At 67.2% G+C, this 18,276-nt stretch carries 16 protein-coding genes and 1 tRNA gene; 11 read left to right on the top strand and 6 right to left on the bottom strand.

The genetic code is table 11. The annotated features are described in order from the left end of the window. Positions 1-92: 92 nt before the first annotated feature. The 6 genes from WS54_RS20920 (at position 93) to WS54_RS20895 (ending at position 6,399) form a co-directional block, all read left to right on the top strand. A tRNA-Leu gene (locus WS54_RS20920) sits at positions 93-179 on the top strand. 241 nt (positions 180-420) lie between these two features. Next, entirely contained in the window at positions 421-1,668 is a 1,248-nt protein-coding gene (locus tag WS54_RS20915) for an ROK family protein (protein WP_034207157.1), read from the top strand. Continuing rightward, complete coding sequence (locus WS54_RS20910; RefSeq protein WP_059785527.1) at positions 1,655-3,208, top strand: sugar ABC transporter ATP-binding protein; 1,554 nt, start codon at positions 1,655-1,657, stop codon at positions 3,206-3,208. The genes WS54_RS20915 and WS54_RS20910 overlap by 14 nt, the downstream gene beginning before the upstream one ends. A gap of 40 nt (positions 3,209-3,248) precedes the next feature. Continuing rightward, complete coding sequence (locus WS54_RS20905; RefSeq protein WP_034207155.1) at positions 3,249-4,286, top strand: ABC transporter permease subunit; 1,038 nt, start codon at positions 3,249-3,251, stop codon at positions 4,284-4,286. 96 nt (positions 4,287-4,382) lie between these two features. Then, positions 4,383-5,327, top strand: coding sequence for an ABC transporter substrate-binding protein (locus WS54_RS20900; RefSeq protein ID WP_059785526.1), 945 nt, complete (start codon positions 4,383-4,385; stop codon positions 5,325-5,327). Between the two features lie 133 nt (positions 5,328-5,460). Then, positions 5,461-6,399, top strand: coding sequence for a carbohydrate kinase family protein (locus tag WS54_RS20895; protein WP_059785969.1), 939 nt, complete (start codon positions 5,461-5,463; stop codon positions 6,397-6,399). Positions 6,400-6,421: 22 nt separating this feature from the next. On the opposite strand, the gene WS54_RS20890 is transcribed toward WS54_RS20895, so the two are convergent. From WS54_RS20890 to WS54_RS20880, 3 genes are all read right to left on the bottom strand, one after another. After that, on the bottom strand, positions 6,422-8,161 hold the full coding sequence (locus tag WS54_RS20890) for a SulP family inorganic anion transporter (RefSeq protein WP_059785524.1): 1,740 nt from the start codon (positions 8,159-8,161) through the stop codon (positions 6,422-6,424). Between the two features lie 17 nt (positions 8,162-8,178). Beyond that, on the bottom strand, positions 8,179-8,805 hold the full coding sequence (locus WS54_RS20885) for a ParB-like protein (protein ID WP_034207152.1): 627 nt from the start codon (positions 8,803-8,805) through the stop codon (positions 8,179-8,181). 126 nt (positions 8,806-8,931) lie between these two features. Then, the gene (locus WS54_RS20880; protein ID WP_059785521.1) at positions 8,932-9,474 is read right to left on the bottom strand and encodes a GNAT family N-acetyltransferase; all 543 of its coding nucleotides are present in this window, start codon (positions 9,472-9,474) and stop codon (positions 8,932-8,934) included. A 281-nt stretch (positions 9,475-9,755) separates the two neighbouring features. Here WS54_RS20880 and WS54_RS20875 point away from each other — a divergent pair, with 281 nt between their 5' ends. The 4 genes from WS54_RS20875 (at position 9,756) to WS54_RS20860 (ending at position 14,872) form a co-directional block, all read left to right on the top strand. Next, positions 9,756-10,976, top strand: a complete 1,221-nt coding sequence (locus WS54_RS20875) for an MFS transporter (protein WP_059785518.1) — start codon at positions 9,756-9,758, stop codon at positions 10,974-10,976. A gap of 215 nt (positions 10,977-11,191) precedes the next feature. Further along, a complete protein-coding gene (locus WS54_RS20870) occupies positions 11,192-12,013 on the top strand; it encodes a TetR/AcrR family transcriptional regulator (RefSeq protein WP_059785514.1) in 822 nt (273 codons plus the stop codon). A 157-nt stretch (positions 12,014-12,170) separates the two neighbouring features. Next, positions 12,171-13,925 carry an AMP-binding protein gene (locus WS54_RS20865; RefSeq protein WP_059785511.1) on the top strand — a complete coding sequence of 585 codons (1,755 nt, stop codon included), beginning with the start codon at positions 12,171-12,173 and terminating at the stop codon, positions 13,923-13,925. A 29-nt stretch (positions 13,926-13,954) separates the two neighbouring features. Continuing rightward, a complete protein-coding gene (locus WS54_RS20860; protein ID WP_059785507.1) occupies positions 13,955-14,872 on the top strand; it encodes a DUF1571 domain-containing protein in 918 nt (305 codons plus the stop codon). Between the two features lie 27 nt (positions 14,873-14,899). Here the strand turns inward: WS54_RS20860 and WS54_RS20855 are convergent, their stop codons facing one another. After that, positions 14,900-15,187: a hypothetical protein gene (locus WS54_RS20855; RefSeq protein WP_059785503.1), complete on the bottom strand. Its 288-nt coding sequence runs from the start codon at positions 15,185-15,187 to the stop codon at positions 14,900-14,902. 295 nt (positions 15,188-15,482) lie between these two features. On the opposite strand from WS54_RS20855, the gene hfq reads away from it, so the two are divergent. Then, positions 15,483-16,031, top strand: a complete 549-nt coding sequence (gene hfq / locus WS54_RS20850) for an RNA chaperone Hfq (protein ID WP_059785501.1) — start codon at positions 15,483-15,485, stop codon at positions 16,029-16,031. 81 nt (positions 16,032-16,112) lie between these two features. Here the strand turns inward: hfq and WS54_RS20845 are convergent, their stop codons facing one another. Together WS54_RS20845 and WS54_RS20840 are read right to left on the bottom strand one after the other, a co-directional pair. Further along, positions 16,113-16,820 carry a DUF2968 domain-containing protein gene (locus tag WS54_RS20845; protein ID WP_059785498.1) on the bottom strand — a complete coding sequence of 236 codons (708 nt, stop codon included), beginning with the start codon at positions 16,818-16,820 and terminating at the stop codon, positions 16,113-16,115. Between the two features lie 54 nt (positions 16,821-16,874). Next, the gene (locus WS54_RS20840) at positions 16,875-18,266 is read right to left on the bottom strand and encodes a sigma 54-interacting transcriptional regulator (RefSeq protein WP_034207143.1); all 1,392 of its coding nucleotides are present in this window, start codon (positions 18,264-18,266) and stop codon (positions 16,875-16,877) included. Between the last annotated feature and the right edge of the window lie 10 nt (positions 18,267-18,276).

The following is an 18,276-nucleotide window of genomic DNA, read 5'->3' as shown; positions in this document are numbered from 1 at the left end:
TGCCCATTATTTTGGTTCGCGTCCCAAAATTATATTGACAGTCCGTAAAGACACGCTACAATAGCGGTCTTCGCATCGCAGCAAGCGAACGTGCCCAGGTGGCGGAATTGGTAGACGCACTAGGTTCAGGTCCTAGCGGTGGCAACACCGTGGAGGTTCGAGTCCTCTCCTGGGCACCATCTGTTTTTTGAAAAGGCCGGCTTTTAGCCGGCCTTTTTTCATTTCCGACCCCGGAACCGTTGCAGTCCCTCCGCTATCCCTCCCCGATTTCGGGTGTCCGCACCCGCCCTCCTTCCCTCGCCCGTCACGAAACAGAAACCGGGATTTCCCTAGGCTGACAGGTCCTCGCCCACGCGGTTAAATAAATCAACGTGATTTATTTAATGCGCCGCCGAGCGGTGCGACATGGAAGGAGACGCCATGAGAAGCCCGCACTTCGGCCAGGGAAGCAATTCGGCCAACGTGCGCCGTTACAACGAGCGCCTGTTGCTGAAGACGCTGCGCCGCGCGGGCAGCGCATCGAAGGCCGATCTCGCCCGTCTCGCGAGCATGACGGGGACGGCGGTCGGCAGCATCATCGCGTCGCTCGCCGACGCAAAGCTGATCGAGTTCGCCGGCCGCACCGAAGGCCAGCGCGGCCAGCCGGCTTCGCTGATCCGGCTCGATCCGCGCGGCGCGTTCGGCATCGGCGTCCATCTCGACCGGATGCGCATCGAGACGGCCCTCGTCAATTTCGCGGGCGACGTGCTCGGCCGCCGCTCGCACGACACGCTGCTTCCCCCGCCCGCCGACGTGCTCGAGATCGTGCGTCACGACATCGACGCGATGCAGGCCCTGCTCCCCGACCATGAACGCGCCCGTCTCACCGGTATCGGCGTCGCGCAGCCGTACAACCTCGGTGCGTGGATGCGCGAGCTCGGCCTCGCGCCCGACACGTTCCGCGCGTGGGAAGACGTCGATTTCGCGGCCGACCTCGGTCGCACGCTGTCGCTGCCCGTCTTCGGCGAAAACGACGGCAACGCAGCCGCGATCGCCGAACTGTTCTACGGATACGGCCGGCAGTGCGACGACTTCGTCTACCTGTTCATCGGGCCGGCGATCGGCGGCGGGATCGCGATCGACGGCGACTGCCTGCGCGGCGTGACGGGCAATGCGGGGGACATCGCGGTGATTCCGGTGCCGCCGAGCCGGCTGGCGTCCGCGCCGCCGCCGCGCGGCCAATGGGACATCCTGCTCGCGCGCGCATCGCTGCATGCGCTCGTGCGCCACCTGCGTCATCGCGGCGAAACGGTCGAGAACCGCGCCGATCTCGAAGCCTGCATCGCACGCGGCCTGCCGGCCGTCGACGAATGGATCGACGATTGCGTCGACGCCCTCGCGCCGGCGTTGCGCGCGGTGTTGTGCGTGATCGACGCGCCGGTGGTCGTGATCGACGCCGACACCGACGCGGGCCTGCTCGACGCGGTCACGACCCGCCTGCGCGCGGCGCTCGTGGCCACCGCGCCGGAGGCCCGCGGTACGCCCGTGCTCGTGCGCGGCACGTTCGGCGCCGACGCCGGCGCGATCGGCGCCGCCACGCTGCCGATGTTTTTCAACTTCTCCCCGCGGGCCGGCATCCTCAAGGGCGCCCGCACCGACTCGCAGGAGGTCAACCATGTCGCGATCTGAGTCGCCCCGTCCGTTGCTCGAGATGCGCGGAATCAGCAAGACGTTCCCGGCCGTGCGCGCGCTCGACAACGTCAGCCTGACCGTCTATCCGGGCGAGATCCATTCGCTGATGGGCGAGAACGGCGCGGGCAAATCGACGCTGATGAAGATCCTGTCGGGCGCCTATCGCGCCGACGCCGGCGGCGAGATCCTGATCGACGGCCAACGCATCGACATCGACGGCCCGCTCGCCGCGCGCGATGCCGGCGTCGCGGTGATCTACCAGGAGCTGTGCCTGTCGCCGAACCTGACCGTCGCGGAAAACATCTACGTCGGCCGCGAACTGCGCCGCGGCAACCGGCGCTGGGGCACCATCGACCGCGCGGCGATGGCGCGCGGCTGCCAGGACGTGCTCGCACGCCTGGGCGCCCCGTTCGGACCGGACACGCTCGTCGACACGCTGTCGATCGCCGAACAGCAGCTCGTCGAAATCGCGCGCGCCGTGCACACCCGCGCCCGCATCCTCGTGATGGACGAGCCGACCACGCCGTTGTCGTCGCGCGAAACCGAACACCTGTTCCGTCTGATCCGCCAGCTGCGCGAGGAAGGCCTCGCGATCATCTACATCAGCCACCGGATGGCGGAGATCTACGAACTGTCCGACCGCGTGTCGGTGCTGCGCGACGGCGCGTACGTCGGCACGCTGGAGCGCGCGGCGCTGTCGGCCGAGCGGCTCGTCGCGATGATGGTCGGCCGCGACATCTCCGGGTTCTACAAGAAGGAACACGCGCCGTACGACCCCGGCCACCTGCTGCTGTCGGTCCGCGACGTCGCCGACGGCGCGCGCGTGCGCGGCTGCAGCCTCGACCTGCATGCGGGCGAGGTGCTCGGCATCGCGGGCCTCGTCGGCGCGGGCCGCACCGAGCTCGCGCGGCTGATCTTCGGCGCCGAGCCGCGCGTGCGCGGCGACGTGAAGCTCGGCGAGCGCACGTTCGGCGCGCACTCGCCGCGCGACGCGATCGACGCGGGCCTCGTCTACCTGACCGAGGACCGCAAGCGCCAGGGCCTGTTCCTCGACATGAGCGTGCGCGACAATATCAACATCTCGGTGTGCAGCCGCGATGCCCGGCTCGGCGCGCTCGATCTCGCCCGCGGCGCCGAACGCGCACGCGACGCGATCGCATCGCTGTCGATCCGCGTACCGCACGCGAACGTCAACGTCGGCGCGCTGTCGGGCGGCAACCAGCAGAAAGTGCTGCTGTCGCGCCTGCTCGAAACGAAGCCGCGCGTGCTGATCCTCGACGAGCCGACGCGCGGCGTCGACATCGGCGCGAAATCCGAGATCTACCGGATCATCAACGAACTGGCCCGTGCCGGCGTAGGCGTGATCGTGATTTCGAGCGAACTGCCGGAAATCATCGGCGTCGCCGACCGCGTGCTCGTGATGCGCGAAGGCGAGATCGCGGGCGAACTCGGCGGCCACACGCATACGCCGATCACGCAGGAAGCGATCATCGCGCTCGCCACCGGCTCGCAGGCCGAGCTGGCCGACGCGCATTGACCACGGCCCCTTCATTTCCCTCTTCTTTCAAGGTACCGAAATGATCAACCCGACCAAGCAGCGGAACCTCGCTTCCGCGACCGCCCATCCGGTCGCCAACCGCACGCCCCTGATGCGCGGCGCCGATCATCGCGCCCGCATGCAATCGCTGATCCGCACGGCCGGCATGCTGCCGGTGCTGCTGGTCCTGTGCGTCGGCTTCGGCTTCCTGACCGACGGCTTCTTCACGCTGCAGAACCTGTCGATCGTCACGCAGCAGGCGTCGATCAACATCGTGCTCGCCGCCGGCATGACCTTCGTGATCCTGACGGGCGGCATCGACCTGTCGGTCGGCTCGGTGCTCGCCGCCGCGGCCGTCGCGGCGCTGCTCGCGTCGACCATTCCCGGCTGGGGCTGGCTCGGCGTGCCGTTCGCGCTCGCCGTCGGTCTCGTGTTCGGCGCGATCAACGGCGGGCTGATCTCGTTCCTGCGCCTGCCGCCGTTCATCGTCACGCTCGGCGCGATGACGGCCGTGCGCGGCGTCGCGCGCCTGATCGGCAACGACACGACGGTGTTCAATCCGCAACTGCCGTTCGCGTTCATCGGCAACGGTTCGATCCTCGGCGTGCCGTGGCTCGTCGTGATCGCATGCGCGGTGATCGCGATCTCGTGGTTCATCCTGCGCCGCACGGTGCTCGGGATGCGGATCTACTCGGTCGGCGGCAACCCGGAAGCCGCGCGCCTGTCCGGCATCAACGTGCGGGCGATCCAGATGTTCGTGTATGCGGCGTCGGGCCTGCTCGCGGGCCTCGGCGCGGTGATGTCGGCCGCGCGCCTGTATGCGGCCAACGGCTTGCAGCTCGGCCAGTCGTACGAGCTCGACGCGATCGCCGCGGTGATCCTCGGCGGCACGAGCTTCGTCGGCGGCGTCGGTTCGATCGTCGGCACGCTGATCGGCGCGCTGATCATCGCGGTGCTGACCAACGGCCTCGTGCTGCTCGGCGTATCCGACATCTGGCAATACATCATCAAGGGGCTCGTGATCATCGGCGCGGTCGCGCTCGACCGCTACCGCCAGCGCGACTCGGCCCGTACCTGACCGTATCCGCGCCGTACCGCTCCACGTTCAACCATCGAGGCGCAGGCAGGTCCTCCTGCGCCAGTTAGCCAACGGACCTTCCGGAGACACAACGACATGTTCAAGAACCAAGCCGCCCTGACCGCCGTCGCCTGCGCACTCGCATTCGGCACCGCCGCCGCCCATGCCGCCGACAAGCCGCTGAAATCGATCGGCGTCACGGTCGGGTCGCTCGGCAACCCGTACTTCGTCACGATCGTCAAGGGCGCCGAGGCACGCGCGAAGCAGCTCAATCCGAATGCGAAAGTCACCGCCGTCTCGGCCGACTACGACCTGAACAAGCAGTTCACGCAGATCGACAACTTCATCTCCGCGCACGTCGACATGATCCTGCTGAACGCCACCGACCCGAAGGCGATCGAGCCGGCGGTGAAGAAGGCGCAGGCAGCCGGCATCACGGTCGTCGCGGTGGACGTCGCGGCGGCCGGCGCGAACGCGACCGTGCAGACCAACAACGTGAAGGCCGGCGAACTCGCGTGCGACTACCTCGCGAAGAAGCTGAACGGCAAGGGCAACGTGATCATCGAGAACGGCCCGCAGGTGTCGGCCGTGATCGACCGCGTGAACGGCTGCAAGGCCGTGCTCGCGAAGAATCCTGGCATCAAGCTGCTGTCGAGCGACCAGGACGGCAAGGGCTCGCGCGAAGGCGGGATGAACGCGATGCAGGGCTATCTGACGCGCTTTCCGAAGCTCGACGGCGTGTTCACGATCAACGACCCGCAGGCGATCGGCAGCGATCTCGCGGCGAAACAGCTGAACCGCCCGAACATCGTGATCACGTCGGTCGACGGCGCGCCCGACATCGAGGCGGCGCTGAAGTCGAACACGCTCGTGCAGGCGTCGTCGAGCCAGGATCCGTGGGCGATGGCGCAGCAGGCCGTCAACGTCGGCTACGGGATCATGAACGGCCAGAAGCCGGCCAACCCGATGATCCTGATCGAGCCGACGCTCGTCACGCGCGACAACGTGAAGACCTACAAGGGCTGGAGTTCCCCGCGCTGATCGCGGCGACCGCCCGCGAGGCCGGGCGGTGCCGTGCCGCGTCGCCGCGCGCGACGGCCGGCACGGCCCGCCCGTTCGGATTCAGATCAACTACCGTACGGCCGCACGCGACGCCGCGGCACGAGGTTTCAACATGACGATGATGTTTCCCCGCCTGATCGTTTTCGGCGAAGCGCTGACCGATTTCATCCGCGACGACGCACGGCACTGGCACAGCATCGCCGGCGGCTCGTGCTGGAACGTCGCGCGCGTCGCGTCGCGACTCGGCGCGCCGACGGCCTTCGCCGGCACGGTGAGCCGCGACATCTTCGGCGACGAACTGATGCGCAAGAGCGCCGACGCCGGGCTCGACATGCGTTTCATCCGGCAGGTCGACCGCGCACCGCTGCTCGCGATGGTCGTATCGAAGCAGCCGCCCCACTATTTCTTCATCGGCGAAAACAGCGCCGATCTCGCGTTCGATCCGGACGACTTGCCCGCCGGCGCCTTCGACGCGGCCGACATCGTGCACGTCGGCTCGCTCGGCGTCGTGCGCGAGCCGCTCGCGTCGCGCCTGATCGCGCTCGCGCAGGCCGCGCGCGCGGCCGGCAAGCGAATCTCGTTCGACCCGAACTTCCGCGCGCCGATGGCCGCGCCGTCGTATCGCGACACGCTACGCCGGCTGACCGCGCTCGCCGACTGGATCAAGGTATCCGACGAGGATCTGCGCGGGCTGTTTCCGGAACTCGACGAAGCGGCCGCGCTCGCGCAACTGCGCGCGTGGGCGCCCGACGCGACGATGCTCGTCACGCGCGGCGCAGCCGGCATGCAACTGCTGCATCGCGATACCGTGCTGTTCCAGCCCGCGTTCCCGACCGAAGTTGCCGACACGGTCGGCTGCGGCGACGCGAGCATCGGCGGCTGGCTCGCGAGCCAGCTCGCACGGCCCGAAGCGTCGGCCGCCGAGCATCTGCGCTACGCGGCCGCGTGCGCGGCCGTCGCCTGTGCGCATGCGGGCGCCTATGCGCCGACGGCCGCGGAAGTGGCCGACATGATCGAGCGCACCGCCGCCGGCGCCGCGCTTTCGCGATAGACGGCGCCGACGCGCCGCGCCGTCACGCGGCGGGCGTGCCGTCGTTGCCGTCGTTGCCGTTCGGCGGACTGCCGGCCTGCAACAGTTGCAGGCTCTCGTCGACGCTCAGTTCCGACATCGCAACGTCGTGCAGCGTGTCGTCCGCCGCGCGGCGCAGCGCATGCAGCGCGTGCACCTTGAGCCGGACGAGCGCGAGCCGCAGCCCGCGCGCCGCGCATTCGGCCGCGAACGTGCGCAACGATTCGATCGTCGTGCCGTCGACATCCGGCGTTTCCTCGAGACTCAACATCACGGTCCGTGTGTCCGGCGCGGCCTTCATCAGCGCACGCACGCGATTGAGCATCCGATCCGCATTCGCGAAGAACAACTGCGCCTCGGGCCGCACGATCAGCACGCCCGGCACCGGCTTCGCGTCGGCATGGCTCGCGACGTCGACGAAATCGTGGCTGTCGCGCAGCCGGCCGAGCACGCTGACGTTCGGTTCGGACAGCTTGCGCAGCGTCAGCAGCAGGCTCACGCCGATGGCCGCGAGCAGCCCGTGCAGCACGCCGAGCACGAGCACCGCGAGCAGCGACGCGATCACGACGAGCCGGTCGCGATGCCAGGCCCAGTACGGCCGGAACACGGACGGATGCAGCGAGTGGCTGACCGCGAAGATCACGATCGCCGCGAGCACGGGCTCGGGCGTACGCGCGAGCTGCGGCAGCAGCAGCCAGACGATCAGCGCGACCACGGCGGCCGCACACAGGCCGGCCACGCGCGACTGCGCACCGGCCGCCTCGTTCGCCGAGGTCGCCGAATAGCCGGCGCCGACCGGCATCCCGTGCAGCAGGCCCGACACGAGGTTCGCACAGCCGAGCGCGACGAGGTCGCGGTTCGGCGACACGGTATCGCCGTGCTTCAGCGCGAAATTGCGGATCGATCCGTACGACTCCGCATACAGGATCAGCATCAGCGCGAATGCGAGCTCGACCGTCTGCATCCATGCGTTGCGGTCGAGATACGGCAAGCCGAATTCGAAGTGCCGGAAATCGATATGGCCGACGACCGCGATTCCGTACCGCTGCCAGTCGATTGCATAACCCGCCGCGATCGACAGCACGATCACGACGAGCGTCGCGGGCACGCGCGAGCCGCGGCCGAGTACGAACAGCAGCGCGAGCGCCGTCGCGCCGAGCACCGCGCTCGCGAGATTCGCGTGCGGCGCGCCGGCGAGCAGGTCGAGCGCGACGTGCGGCGCATCGCCGTGCTGCACGGCAATCGCGAGAATCTTCGGGAGCTGCTTGATGACGATCGTCAGCGCGAGACCGAACGTGAAGCCGCGCAACACGGGCCGCGCGACGAAATCCGACATGCCGCCGAGTCGCGCGGCCCCGGCCAGGATGAACAGCACGCCCGTCATCGCGACGAGTGCGGCCGCGAGCGCAAGCTGGGCGTCCAGCGCCATTCCCGATTCGGCGAGGACGGTCGCGGCGAGCACCGCGGCCGACGACGACGTCGACGACACGATCGCGAAGCGGCTGCTGCCCGTCAGCGCATAGACGACGAGCCCCGACAGCAGCGCGATCAGGCCGGCCTGCGGCGGCAGGTTGGCGAGCCCCGCATATGCGACCGCCTCGGGAATCAGCAGGCCGGCAATCGACAGGCCGGCCAGCGCATCGAGGCCGACACGCCGCATGCGCGGTGCGGGCGGCGCGTCGAGCGCCGCGAAATGGTCCGGACGCTGCGGGCCGGCGTCGGGGCGGATCGGGGCGGTCGTCATGAGGCAGTCGGCGCCGGTCAGGGTTTGACGGCAATCACGCCCGACCAGCCGGGCAGATAGCGCGCGTCCTGGTCGTGCGCGCGCCGCAGCGCGATATCGAGCGCCTTCGCGAAGTTCTTGCGGATCTGGTCGAGCGATACGTGCTGGCGCAGATAGTCGGCCCACAGGAATTCGCTGAACGGCGTCGCGTCCTTCGCATAGCCGCCCGCCGTGCGCAGTTCGCCGGCGAGGCTGCGGTACGGATCGTCCTCGAGCCCCGTCAGCGCCTTCGGCAAATGCGCATAGTCGCGCCGCGAGCCGTCCGGGCCGAACGGATGCACCCACTGGTTGTGCTCCATCATCCGCCAGAAGATCGTGTCGTCGAGCCACGACAGGTCCTTCAGCAGCATCGCGTTCACGCGCGCCTCGCCCTCCTCGATCAGCGCGAGGCCGAGATGGTGGTGATCGGTGATGTAGTGCAGCCCGTCCGGGCCGAGGACGGCCGGGAACCAGTGCGATTCGATCGCGGCCTTGCGCGCGCGCTTGTTCAGCGCCTTCCAGTGTTTGCGCTTCGCCTTGACTTCGCGATAGCCGACCGTCATCTGGGTCGGACGCAGCGCGTCGAGCCTGACGGGAATGAGATGAACGTCGTTGCCGAGTGCCATGGTCGTACCCCATGTTGCGAATTTCCGGCAACGATACTCCTGATCGCGCAAGCCGTTAATCCCTCATGAGCGCGACGTGCGTCCGGTTGACGATCTCTGACACCTGCCCACGCGCACGACGTCGCACTACGCGCGCAAATCGTTGCGTTCGAGGCGATGCCGAATGTAAGGAATGCCGTCGTGCACGACGCTCACGCGCCGCATGCCGAGCTTGCGCGCCACGTTCAGCGAGCCATGATTGGCCTGCGCGATATCGGCGATCACGCGCGGCAGGCGCACGGTGTCGAACGCATGCCGCACGACGGCCGCCGCGGCCTCGCTCGCGATGCCGCGCCCCCACGTCGCCCGCACGAGCCGCCAGCCGATCTCGACGTCGCGCGATGCGTCCTGATAGTCGGGAATCAGCAGGATCCAGCCGACGAACACGTCGGGCGCGGCCTTCTCGAAGATCGACCAGTAGCCGAGGCCCGGTGGATAGTCGCACGTGATCCGGTGCGTGACGAAGCGTCGATGCTCGTCGGGGTCGTGCCACGGGCCCGCGATGTGGCGCGTGACCTCGGGATCGCGATCCATCTCGATGCATGCCTCGAGATCGGCCAGCACGCGCGGCCGCAGCCACAGCCTCGCGGTTTCGAGCACGGGCAACGTGTCGGCGGAACGGTCATTCATCTGGACTCCTGATGCGGTGGCGTTGCGCATCGAACGCATTACAGAACGGATACAAAAATACTTCCGAAAGGATACAGATACCTGTCGCGTGCGTCGCGCGGTTCCGTTTCCGTTTCCGAAACAGTGCATTTCGTAGGGATTATTCCCGATTCGCGGTTATCGCGCCCCACATCGCGCTGCGCGCGAGCCTACACTCGATCAGTGCCCCCGCGCCGCGCGCGCGCCGGGCCGGCATCCGCATGCAAATCGCGAGCGCGCAAGCCAACGAGGAGACCCCGGACATGAGCTGGACCCGCGAGCAACGCAACGTCACGATCGCCGCCTACCTGGGCTGGACGCTCGATGCATTCGATTTTTTCCTGATGGTTTTCGTGCTGAAGGACATCGCCGCGGAATTCTCGTCGACGATTCCCGCCGTCGCGTTCGCGCTCACGCTGACGCTCGCGATGCGCCCGCTCGGCGCATTGATCTTCGGCCGCCTCGCCGACCGCTTCGGTCGCCGCCCGACGCTGATGGTCAACATCGCGTGCTATTCGCTGCTCGAACTGGCATCGGGTTTCGCGCCGAGCCTGACCGCGCTGCTCGTGTTGCGCGCGCTGTTCGGCATCGCGATGGGCGGCGAATGGGGCGTCGGCTCCGCGCTGACGATGGAAACCGTGCCGACCCACGCGCGCGGCTTCGTGTCGGGGCTGCTGCAGGCCGGCTATCCGAGCGGCTATCTGCTCGCATCCGTCGTGTTCGGCGTGTTCTACCAATACATCGGCTGGCGCGGGATGTTCATGGTCGGCGTGCTGCCCGCGCTGCTCGTGCTGTACGTGCGGGCGCACGTGCCCGAATCGCCGGCATGGAAACAGATGGAGAAGCGCCCGCGCCCGAGCCTCGGCGCCACGCTGAAGCAGAACTGGAAACTCACGATCTACGCGATCGTGCTGATGACCGCGTTCAACTTCTTCTCGCATGGCACGCAGGATCTCTATCCGACGTTCCTGCGCGAGCAGCATCGCTTCGATCCGCATACCGTATCGTGGATCACGATCGTGCTGAACATCGGCGCGATCGTCGGCGGCCTGTCGTTCGGCGCGATCTCGGAGCGGATCGGCCGACGCCGCGCGATCTTCATCGCGGCGCTGATCGCGCTGCCCGTGCTGCCGCTGTGGGCGTTCTCGAGCGGCGCGATCGCGCTCGCCGCCGGCGCGTTCCTGATGCAGATCTCGGTACAGGGCGCGTGGGGCGTGATACCGGTTCACCTGAACGAGATCTCGCCCGACGAGATCCGCGCGACCTTCCCCGGCGTCGTCTACCAGCTCGGCAACCTGCTCGCGTCGGGCAACGCGACGATGCAGGCGTCGCTCGCCGTGTCGAACGGCAACGATTACGGCTTCGCGCTCGCACTGGTGGCCGGCATCGTCGCCGTCGCGATCGCCGTGCTGATCCTGTTCAGCCGCGAGCGGCGCGGCATCGACATGACGCAATCGGTCAATACGCGTACCGCCGCCGGGTGAACCCGCACGTTGCGGCATCGCATCATCGCGCGCGCCCCGCCCCGCCGGGAGCGGGTGCGGCGCTTTCCGCACCTGCACATCGAACTAGAGGAATTGGTCCAGATTCCGCGCTTGCCCGGTCCGCCCGCGTTTTTTTATCTTAATGAAAACGACTGTTTGAATCAGATAATCAAATCACCTGTTCGCGGCCGGGCAACCGGCATGGGAGGCGGAACATGGCAGTAAGTCAGGAGGGGCGGCCATCTGCGGGACGGTCGTCCGGGGCGCGGTCATCCGGCACGCGGCAGACCGGCGGGACGAAGGCGCGCATTCTCGATGCGGCCGAGGATCTGTTCATCGAACACGGCTTCGAAGCGATGTCGATGCGGCAGATCACCTCGCGCGCGGCGGTCAATCTCGCCGCGGTCAACTACCACTTCGGCAGCAAGGAAGCGCTGATCCACGCGATGCTGTCGCGCCGGCTCGACCAGTTGAACCAGGAGCGCCTCGGCATCCTCGACCGCTTCGATGCGCAACTCGGCACGCACATCACCTGCGAGCACGTGCTCGGCGCGATGTTCATTCCGGCGCTGAAGGCATCGCGCGATCCCGAACGCGGCGGGCCCGGGTTTCTGCGGCTGATCGGCCGCGCCTACACCGATCCTTCGCCGTTCGTGCGCAACTTCCTGACGGCGCACTACGCGAGCGTCGCGGGCCGCTTCTTCGACGCCTTCCAGCGCGCGCTGCCGCACCTGCCGCGCACCGAGCTCGGCTGGCGGCTGCACTTCGCGATCGGCGCGCTGTCCGGCGCGCTCGCGGGCGCCGAAACGGAAAGCCTGATCGACGAATTCTCGCAAGGCCGCACGATGAACGACGTGCAGATGATCGCGCGGCTGTCGTCGCTGATCGTCGCCGCGCTGAAGGCGCCGATGCCCGACAGCGCACAACTGTCGATCTTCGCGGCAGTGCTCGACGACGCCGGTGCAAGCGAAGCATTCGGGCTGCCGCAGTCGGCTCCGGCCGCCGCCGAGACGGCGCCGCTGCATTCCACGAACTGAGCGCGCGAGGCCACGCGCGGCTTCCTGTTCACGATTTGATTGATACGCGCGGTCGTGCGCGGCGTCGAGGCGCCCGCGTCGACCGGCCGCGAAGCACGGGGCATGGGCTGGCGCTGGCGCGCCGACCCTCGCCGAGCGCCAAGACCGGAGACACGTCATGTCATCTTCCGCAGCACCCACCTCGGCTCAGATTCCGCCGAACACCGATGCCATCTGGTACGCGTCGTACCCGCCCGGCGTCCCGCACGAGATCGACGTCACGCAATACGCGTCGCTCGTGCAGTTCTTCGACGAATGCACGACCCGCTTCGCCGACCGCGTCGCCTACGTGAGCGCCGGCGCGTCGATGACCTACCGCACGCTCGCGCGGAAAGTCGACGCGTTCGCGTCGTATCTGCAAAGCCTCGGCGTGAAGCCCGGCGACCGCGTCGCGATCATGCTGCCGAACACGTTCCAGTATCCGGTCGCGCTGTTCGGCACGCTGAAGGCCGGCGCGATCGTCGTCAACGTGAATCCGCTCTACACCGTGCGCGAACTCGCGCACCAGCTGAAGGACAGCGGCGCGCAGACGATCGTCGTGTTCGAGAACTTCGCGCGCACGCTGCAGGACGCGCTGCCGGAAACGCAGGTGAAACACATCGTCGTCACCGCGCTCGGCGATCTGCTCGCCGACGGCTTCAACGCGAAAGGACGCCTGATCAATTTCGTGCTGAAGCACGTGAAGAAGCTCGTGCCGGCCTATCACCTGCCGCAGGCGATCCGGCTGCGCTCCGCCCTCGCGCTCGGCGCGCGCGGCAAGCCGCAACCGGTGCAGACCACGCGCGACGATCTCGCGTTCCTGCAGTACACGGGCGGCACGACCGGCGTCGCGAAAGGCGCGATGCTCACGCACGGCAACCTGATCGCGAACCTGCTGCAGGCGAAGGCCTGGATCGCCGACCAGGTGTCGGGCGACGTCGAAACCGTGCTCACGCCGCTGCCGCTCTATCACATCTATTCGCTGACGGTGAACGCGTTCATCTTCATGGGGCTCGGCGGCCGCAACATCCTGATCGCGAATCCGCGCGACATGAAGATGGTGATGAAGATCATCCGCCACGAGACGTTCACGGGGATCACCGGCATCAACACGCTGTACAACGCGTTCCTCGACAACGACGAATTCCGCCAACGCGACTTCTCGAAGCTCAAGCTCGCGATGGCGGGCGGGATGGCGATGCAGCGCGCGGTCGCCGAGCGCTTCCAGCAGGTGACGGGCCGGCCGGTGGTCGAAGGCTACGGTCTCACGGAGTGTTCGCCGATCGTCACGATGAATCCCGTGGACCTGAACGACATGGCCGCGTTCAGCGGTTCGATCGGCCTGCCCGCGCCATCGACCGTCGTGCGCTTTCGTCGCGAGGACGGCACCTGGGCCGCGATCGGCGAGCCGGGCGAGCTGTGCGTGCGCGGCCCGCAGGTGATGCGCGGCTACTGGCAGCGCCCCGACGAGACGGCCAAGGTGATCGACGCCGACGGCTGGCTCGCCACCGGCGACATCGGCGTGATGGACGAACGCGGCTTCATCCGCCTCATCGATCGCAAGAAGGACATGATCCTCGTGTCGGGCTTCAACGTGTATCCGAACGAGATCGAGGAAGTGCTCGTGATGCATCCCGGCATCAGCGAAGCCGCGGCCATCGGCATTCCGGACGAAGTACAGGGCGAGCGGATCAAGGTGTTCGTCGTGCGTCGCGACCCGTCGTTGACGGCCGAGGACGTACTCGCGCACTGCCGCAAGAACCTGACCGGCTACAAGATGCCGAAATTCGTCGAGTTCCGCGACGCACTGCCGCAGACGAACGTCGGCAAGATCCTGCGCCGCGCGCTGCGCGACGAGGAACTCGCCAAAATCCAGGCCGCGAAGCAAGGCTGAACGATCCATCGCTGCGGGAGACGCTATCGATGAACGAAGGAATGAAGCGCCGCGCGCGGCATGCCGCCGCGGCAGCCGTCGCATGCGTGCTGTCGCTCGCGCAGGCGGGCTTGCATGCACAGGAACAGGCCGACGCCGCGAGCGCGGCACCGGCCGCCGCGCTCCCCGCGGATCTCGCGAAGGTCACGCACGAGCCGCTCGCGCAGCAGGCGCGCTGGCTGCGCACGGCGGCCCAGCGCGGCACGCTCGCGCAACTCGACGATGCAACGCTCACGGCGCTCTTCAAGGCGCTCGATCCGCTGGCCGTGCCGCTCTATATCCGTAACGGCCCCAACGGCTATCCGTCTTACCAGTTCACGATGGTGCGCCAGGAGCGCATCAACGGGAAATGGTCCGACACGCCCGACCGCATGCTCGTGAAGACGACCCGCGAGCCGCTGCGCGTGTATGCGAAATGGTTGCCGGGCGGCGCGCATGCCGGACAGGAGACGATCTACGACACGACGCAGCGCAAGGACGAGATGTACGGCCATCTCGGCGGCCTGCTCGGCAAGATTCCGTTATGGACCGCGATCGACGGCGCGCTCGCGCGCGCCCAGTCGAATCACCAGGTGAAGGATCTCGGCACCGAGTTCATCGCGAACCTGTACCTGACCGAAGGGAAGAAATACCTGGAAGCCGGCGTGCAGCGGCCGACCGACGTGGAAGCCAGGACGATCGGCGGCGTGCGCGTCGTCGCGCTCACGTACGAAACGCCGACCGGCCGGCCGCAGTTCTATGCGAAAAAGGAAGTGCTGGGGCTCGACCTGCACGCCCCCTATTTCCGGACCGTCGAGTCCTATGACAACGACGGCAGGATTTTCGAGCGGATCGTCATCGAGAAAATCGCGCCGACACCCCTCGACGACACCGCATTCGACCCGAAAAACCCCGACTACGCGTTCTGACGCGCACCGACGGGGCCGCCACGGGGCTCAATCGTCATCGTCGTCGCCGTGGTGCCGATGCCAGTGCTTGTAATAGTGCTTGCGCCACTTGCGATAGCGATCGTCGTCGTCGTCATCGCCGTCATAGCCGTATCCGTAGCCCGGATAGGCGACGACGGCGGGCTGCGGCGCCACATAGACCGGCGCCGGTTCGACATAGACCGGCGCGACCGGCACGCCGATGCCGACCGACAGGTCCACATGCCCCGCCATTGCGCTACCGGAAACGAGCAACGCCATGCTCCCGATCATCCCTGCCACTTGCCTCTTGTTCATGCTCCGGATCCCTGATGAGCCGGCCCGCCCGGCTCGCGCGATCAATGTAAGCGCGGCGCGCGCACCGAGGTGATACGGGGCTGCGAGAGTCGTAACGCGACGTAACGAAACGACTTTGGCCGTTCGGCCTAATCGCGAAAATGCGCGGGAACGTCTATAGTGGGTTACGGTTCGACACAATCACGACTGCGCGCTTCCCTATCGAACAAGGTAGAATTCCGCCAAACGCCTTGTGGACGAACACGCCACACACACGCACAACATATTCTCTGACGCAGGCTCCTGCCGCACCTCAATGGCCAATCCCGCAGAATCCCATCCGCAAAACGACTTCATCAATTCGGCACGCAAGGAACGTAAGCGTGTTGAAATCTATCTCGTCAACGGCATTCGTCTGACGGGGTGTATCGAGTCGTTCGACCAGTATCTGGTGATGCTGCGCACCCCCGTGGGTCTGCAAGGCATCTACAAGCGTGCGATTTCCACGATCCAGCTCGACACCGGCGGCTCGCGCCCCGGCGGCGGCCCCCGCGGCCCGCGCACCGGCGGTCGCCCCGGCGGCCGTGAAGGCGGCGGTCACAGCCCGTACGGCTCGCACGGCGGCCCGCGCGAATCGCGCGGCGACGGCGGCTACGGCGCCCGCGAGCCGCGTGAAGGCTACGGCTCGCGCGAACCGCGCGAAGGCTACGGCGCACCGCGTGAACCGCGCGAGCCGCGTGAAAGCTACGGCGCGCCGCGCGACACCGGCGATGCATCCGGCAACGCCGCGCCGTCGGATTCCCGCGGCGGCAACGGGCCGGTCATCGTGACGCGCCGCCGGCGAATCGTGCCGGACGGCCAGTAAAACAAAAAGGGCAAGCCAACCGGCTTGCCCTTTTCACTGGTACGGCCGATGCAGCGCGTCGCCGCTCCGCCGTCACCGGGTTCAGCGGGCCGTCGTCGGCAGCCCCGCGTCGGCCTCGCGCTGCAGCGAACGCACCTGCTGCTGCAACGCCCGCAATTGCGACTGCAGCTGCGCCTGTTGCGCTTGCAGCGCCGCCGTTTCGCTCCGCACGCTCTTCTGGCGATCCGCCACCGCAGCCTGCTGCTGGCGCGCGATCGAGATGTCCGCCTGCAGCCGCCGCGCGCGCTCCTGCGTGACTTCGATCTGCTTGTCCATTTGCGCCTTCTGCGATTCCAGCTTCGCCGCTCGCAGTTCGTTGACGGCCAGCCGCTCCGCCTGATGCGAGAAATCGCGATAGATCGCTTCCGCGCGCGTTTCGTCGTAAGTCTTGATCACGCGCCAGAACGCCTTCTGCTGGAACAGCGCGACGAAATACGCACCGTCCTTGACGTTGAACAGCAGGCTCGCGCCGTAGCTGCCGTTGTAGCTCGTGCGCATTTCCGTCAGCGAATGCGCCTGGATCTGGCGTTGCAAATCGTCGACCGTGCTCGGCCCCGTCGTCTCGCCGGCCTGCGGCTGTATCGACGTCTGCGCCTGCGAATCGATCACCGGAATCGCGGCCACCGGCGCCGACGCCTGCTGCACCGCCGGCGAATCGCTGCCTGCCAGCCCCTGCGCGAACGCGCCTTGCATGCCTCCCATCATGGCGAGCAACACGCCTACCCGCCTCAACCCCGTCATTTGGCTCATGAAAATTTATTCCCGCCCGAGTCGTTGTAATTCACCGCGATTTTATCTCATTAATTACTCGCTTTCGCGGGTCTCGGGCTCTTCGTCGAAGATCTGATATTTGCGCATTTTTTCCCACAATACCTTACGGCTGATGCCGAGCTGCTGGGCCGTGTCCTGACGCCGCCAACCGTTTGCGTCGAGCGCCGCGATCACGCGGCTGCGCTCGTTCATGTCCCACTTGCTGCGATCGACGAACACCTCGGCCGCACTCTCCGCCGGCACCGGCTGGGCCGCGCTGCGTGCGTGCGCGATCAGCCGCTGCAGTCGCGCGGCATCCCAGCCGCCCGTCTGCCGCACCGTCACGCCGACGCGCTCGGCGAGGTTGCGCAATTCGCGCACGTTGCCGGGGAAATAGCTGTCCGCGACCGAATCCGTGAGCCAGTACGGCAGATCGGACAACTCGGCGAGCCGCTCCTCGCCGACCACCTGGGCGACGAACGACTTGAACAGCGCGATCTTGTCCACCGCGCCGCGCTCCTCCAGCGACGGGATGCTCAGCTCGATCACCGCGAGCCGGTAGTAGAGATCGGCGCGGAACAACCCTTCCTTGACGAGCTGCGGCAGCTTCTTGTTGCTCGCCGCGACCAGACGGAAATCGACCTTCACCGGCGCCGTCGCGCCGACCCGCAGCACCGCGCCGTCCTCGAGCACCCGCAGCAGCTTGACCTGCTGATACAGCGGCAGATCGCCGACTTCGTCGAGAAACAGCGTGCCGCCGGCCGCCTGTTCGAAATAGCCTTTATGCGCAACAACCGCGCCGGTGAACGACCCTTTCGCATGGCCGAAGAACAGCGATTCGAACAGGCCGTCCGGAATCGCGCCGCAGTTGACCGGCACGAATTCGCCGTGCCGGTAGCGCGAATGCTTTTCGTGCAGCAGTTGCGCGATGCGCTCCTTGCCGACGCCGGTTTCGCCGTGCAGCAGCACGTTGGTGTCGCAATCGGCGAACGTATCGACTTCGTGCAGCAGCGCCTGCATCGATTCGGAGTGCGCGACGAGTTCGGATGGCTGCAACGTTTCGGCCGCGTGCGCACGCAGCTGCGTGACGAGCTTGCCGATCATGCCGCGCAATTCCGCGCACGTGAAGTCGAGCGGCAGGATGTGCGAATACTCGGGCGGATACTGCGACGCGTCGTGGTCGCGCGCCGCGCCGACCCAGACCACCGGCATGCCGATGTTGGCCTGCCAGTCGCGCAGGAATGCCGCGCCGCCTTCGATCATCGTCACGCTGATGATCGCCAGCGACCGCCGCATCGCGGCGCGCTCGGGCGAGACCGCCGCGTTGTCGGCGCGGATCACTTCGACGTCGAAGCTCGCCATGCATCGGGCGACGCGGTCGACGATGTCCGCCTTGCCTTCCCAGACGTACAGGTCGAGCTCTTCGATTGCGGGCGTATTTCTCATCTGATCTGCT

The organism is Burkholderia sp. NRF60-BP8, assembly GCF_001522585.2.
Classification (GTDB): domain Bacteria; phylum Pseudomonadota; class Gammaproteobacteria; order Burkholderiales; family Burkholderiaceae; genus Burkholderia.
This window is presented reverse-complemented; position numbering and strand designations above follow the sequence as displayed.

Bases quoted from the DNA above. Each gene is read 5' to 3' on its own strand.
- WS54_RS20915 (WP_034207157.1), top strand. From the start codon at position 421: ATGAGAAGCCCGCACTTCGGCCAGGGAAGCAATTCGGCCAACGTGCGC.
- WS54_RS20910 (WP_059785527.1), top strand. From the start codon at position 1,655: ATGTCGCGATCTGAGTCGCCCCGTCCGTTGCTCGAGATGCGCGGAATC.
- WS54_RS20905 (WP_034207155.1), top strand. From the start codon at position 3,249: ATGATCAACCCGACCAAGCAGCGGAACCTCGCTTCCGCGACCGCCCAT.
- WS54_RS20900 (WP_059785526.1), top strand. From the start codon at position 4,383: ATGTTCAAGAACCAAGCCGCCCTGACCGCCGTCGCCTGCGCACTCGCA.
- WS54_RS20895 (WP_059785969.1), top strand. From the start codon at position 5,461: ATGACGATGATGTTTCCCCGCCTGATCGTTTTCGGCGAAGCGCTGACC.
- WS54_RS20890 (WP_059785524.1), bottom strand. From the start codon at position 8,161: ATGACGACCGCCCCGATCCGCCCCGACGCCGGCCCGCAGCGTCCGGAC.
- WS54_RS20885 (WP_034207152.1), bottom strand. From the start codon at position 8,805: ATGGCACTCGGCAACGACGTTCATCTCATTCCCGTCAGGCTCGACGCG.
- WS54_RS20880 (WP_059785521.1), bottom strand. From the start codon at position 9,474: ATGAATGACCGTTCCGCCGACACGTTGCCCGTGCTCGAAACCGCGAGG.
- WS54_RS20875 (WP_059785518.1), top strand. From the start codon at position 9,756: ATGAGCTGGACCCGCGAGCAACGCAACGTCACGATCGCCGCCTACCTG.
- WS54_RS20870 (WP_059785514.1), top strand. From the start codon at position 11,192: ATGGCAGTAAGTCAGGAGGGGCGGCCATCTGCGGGACGGTCGTCCGGG.
- WS54_RS20865 (WP_059785511.1), top strand. From the start codon at position 12,171: ATGTCATCTTCCGCAGCACCCACCTCGGCTCAGATTCCGCCGAACACC.
- WS54_RS20860 (WP_059785507.1), top strand. From the start codon at position 13,955: ATGAACGAAGGAATGAAGCGCCGCGCGCGGCATGCCGCCGCGGCAGCC.
- WS54_RS20855 (WP_059785503.1), bottom strand. From the start codon at position 15,187: ATGAACAAGAGGCAAGTGGCAGGGATGATCGGGAGCATGGCGTTGCTC.
- hfq (WP_059785501.1), top strand. From the start codon at position 15,483: ATGGCCAATCCCGCAGAATCCCATCCGCAAAACGACTTCATCAATTCG.
- WS54_RS20845 (WP_059785498.1), bottom strand. From the start codon at position 16,820: ATGAGCCAAATGACGGGGTTGAGGCGGGTAGGCGTGTTGCTCGCCATG.
- WS54_RS20840 (WP_034207143.1), bottom strand. From the start codon at position 18,266: ATGAGAAATACGCCCGCAATCGAAGAGCTCGACCTGTACGTCTGGGAA.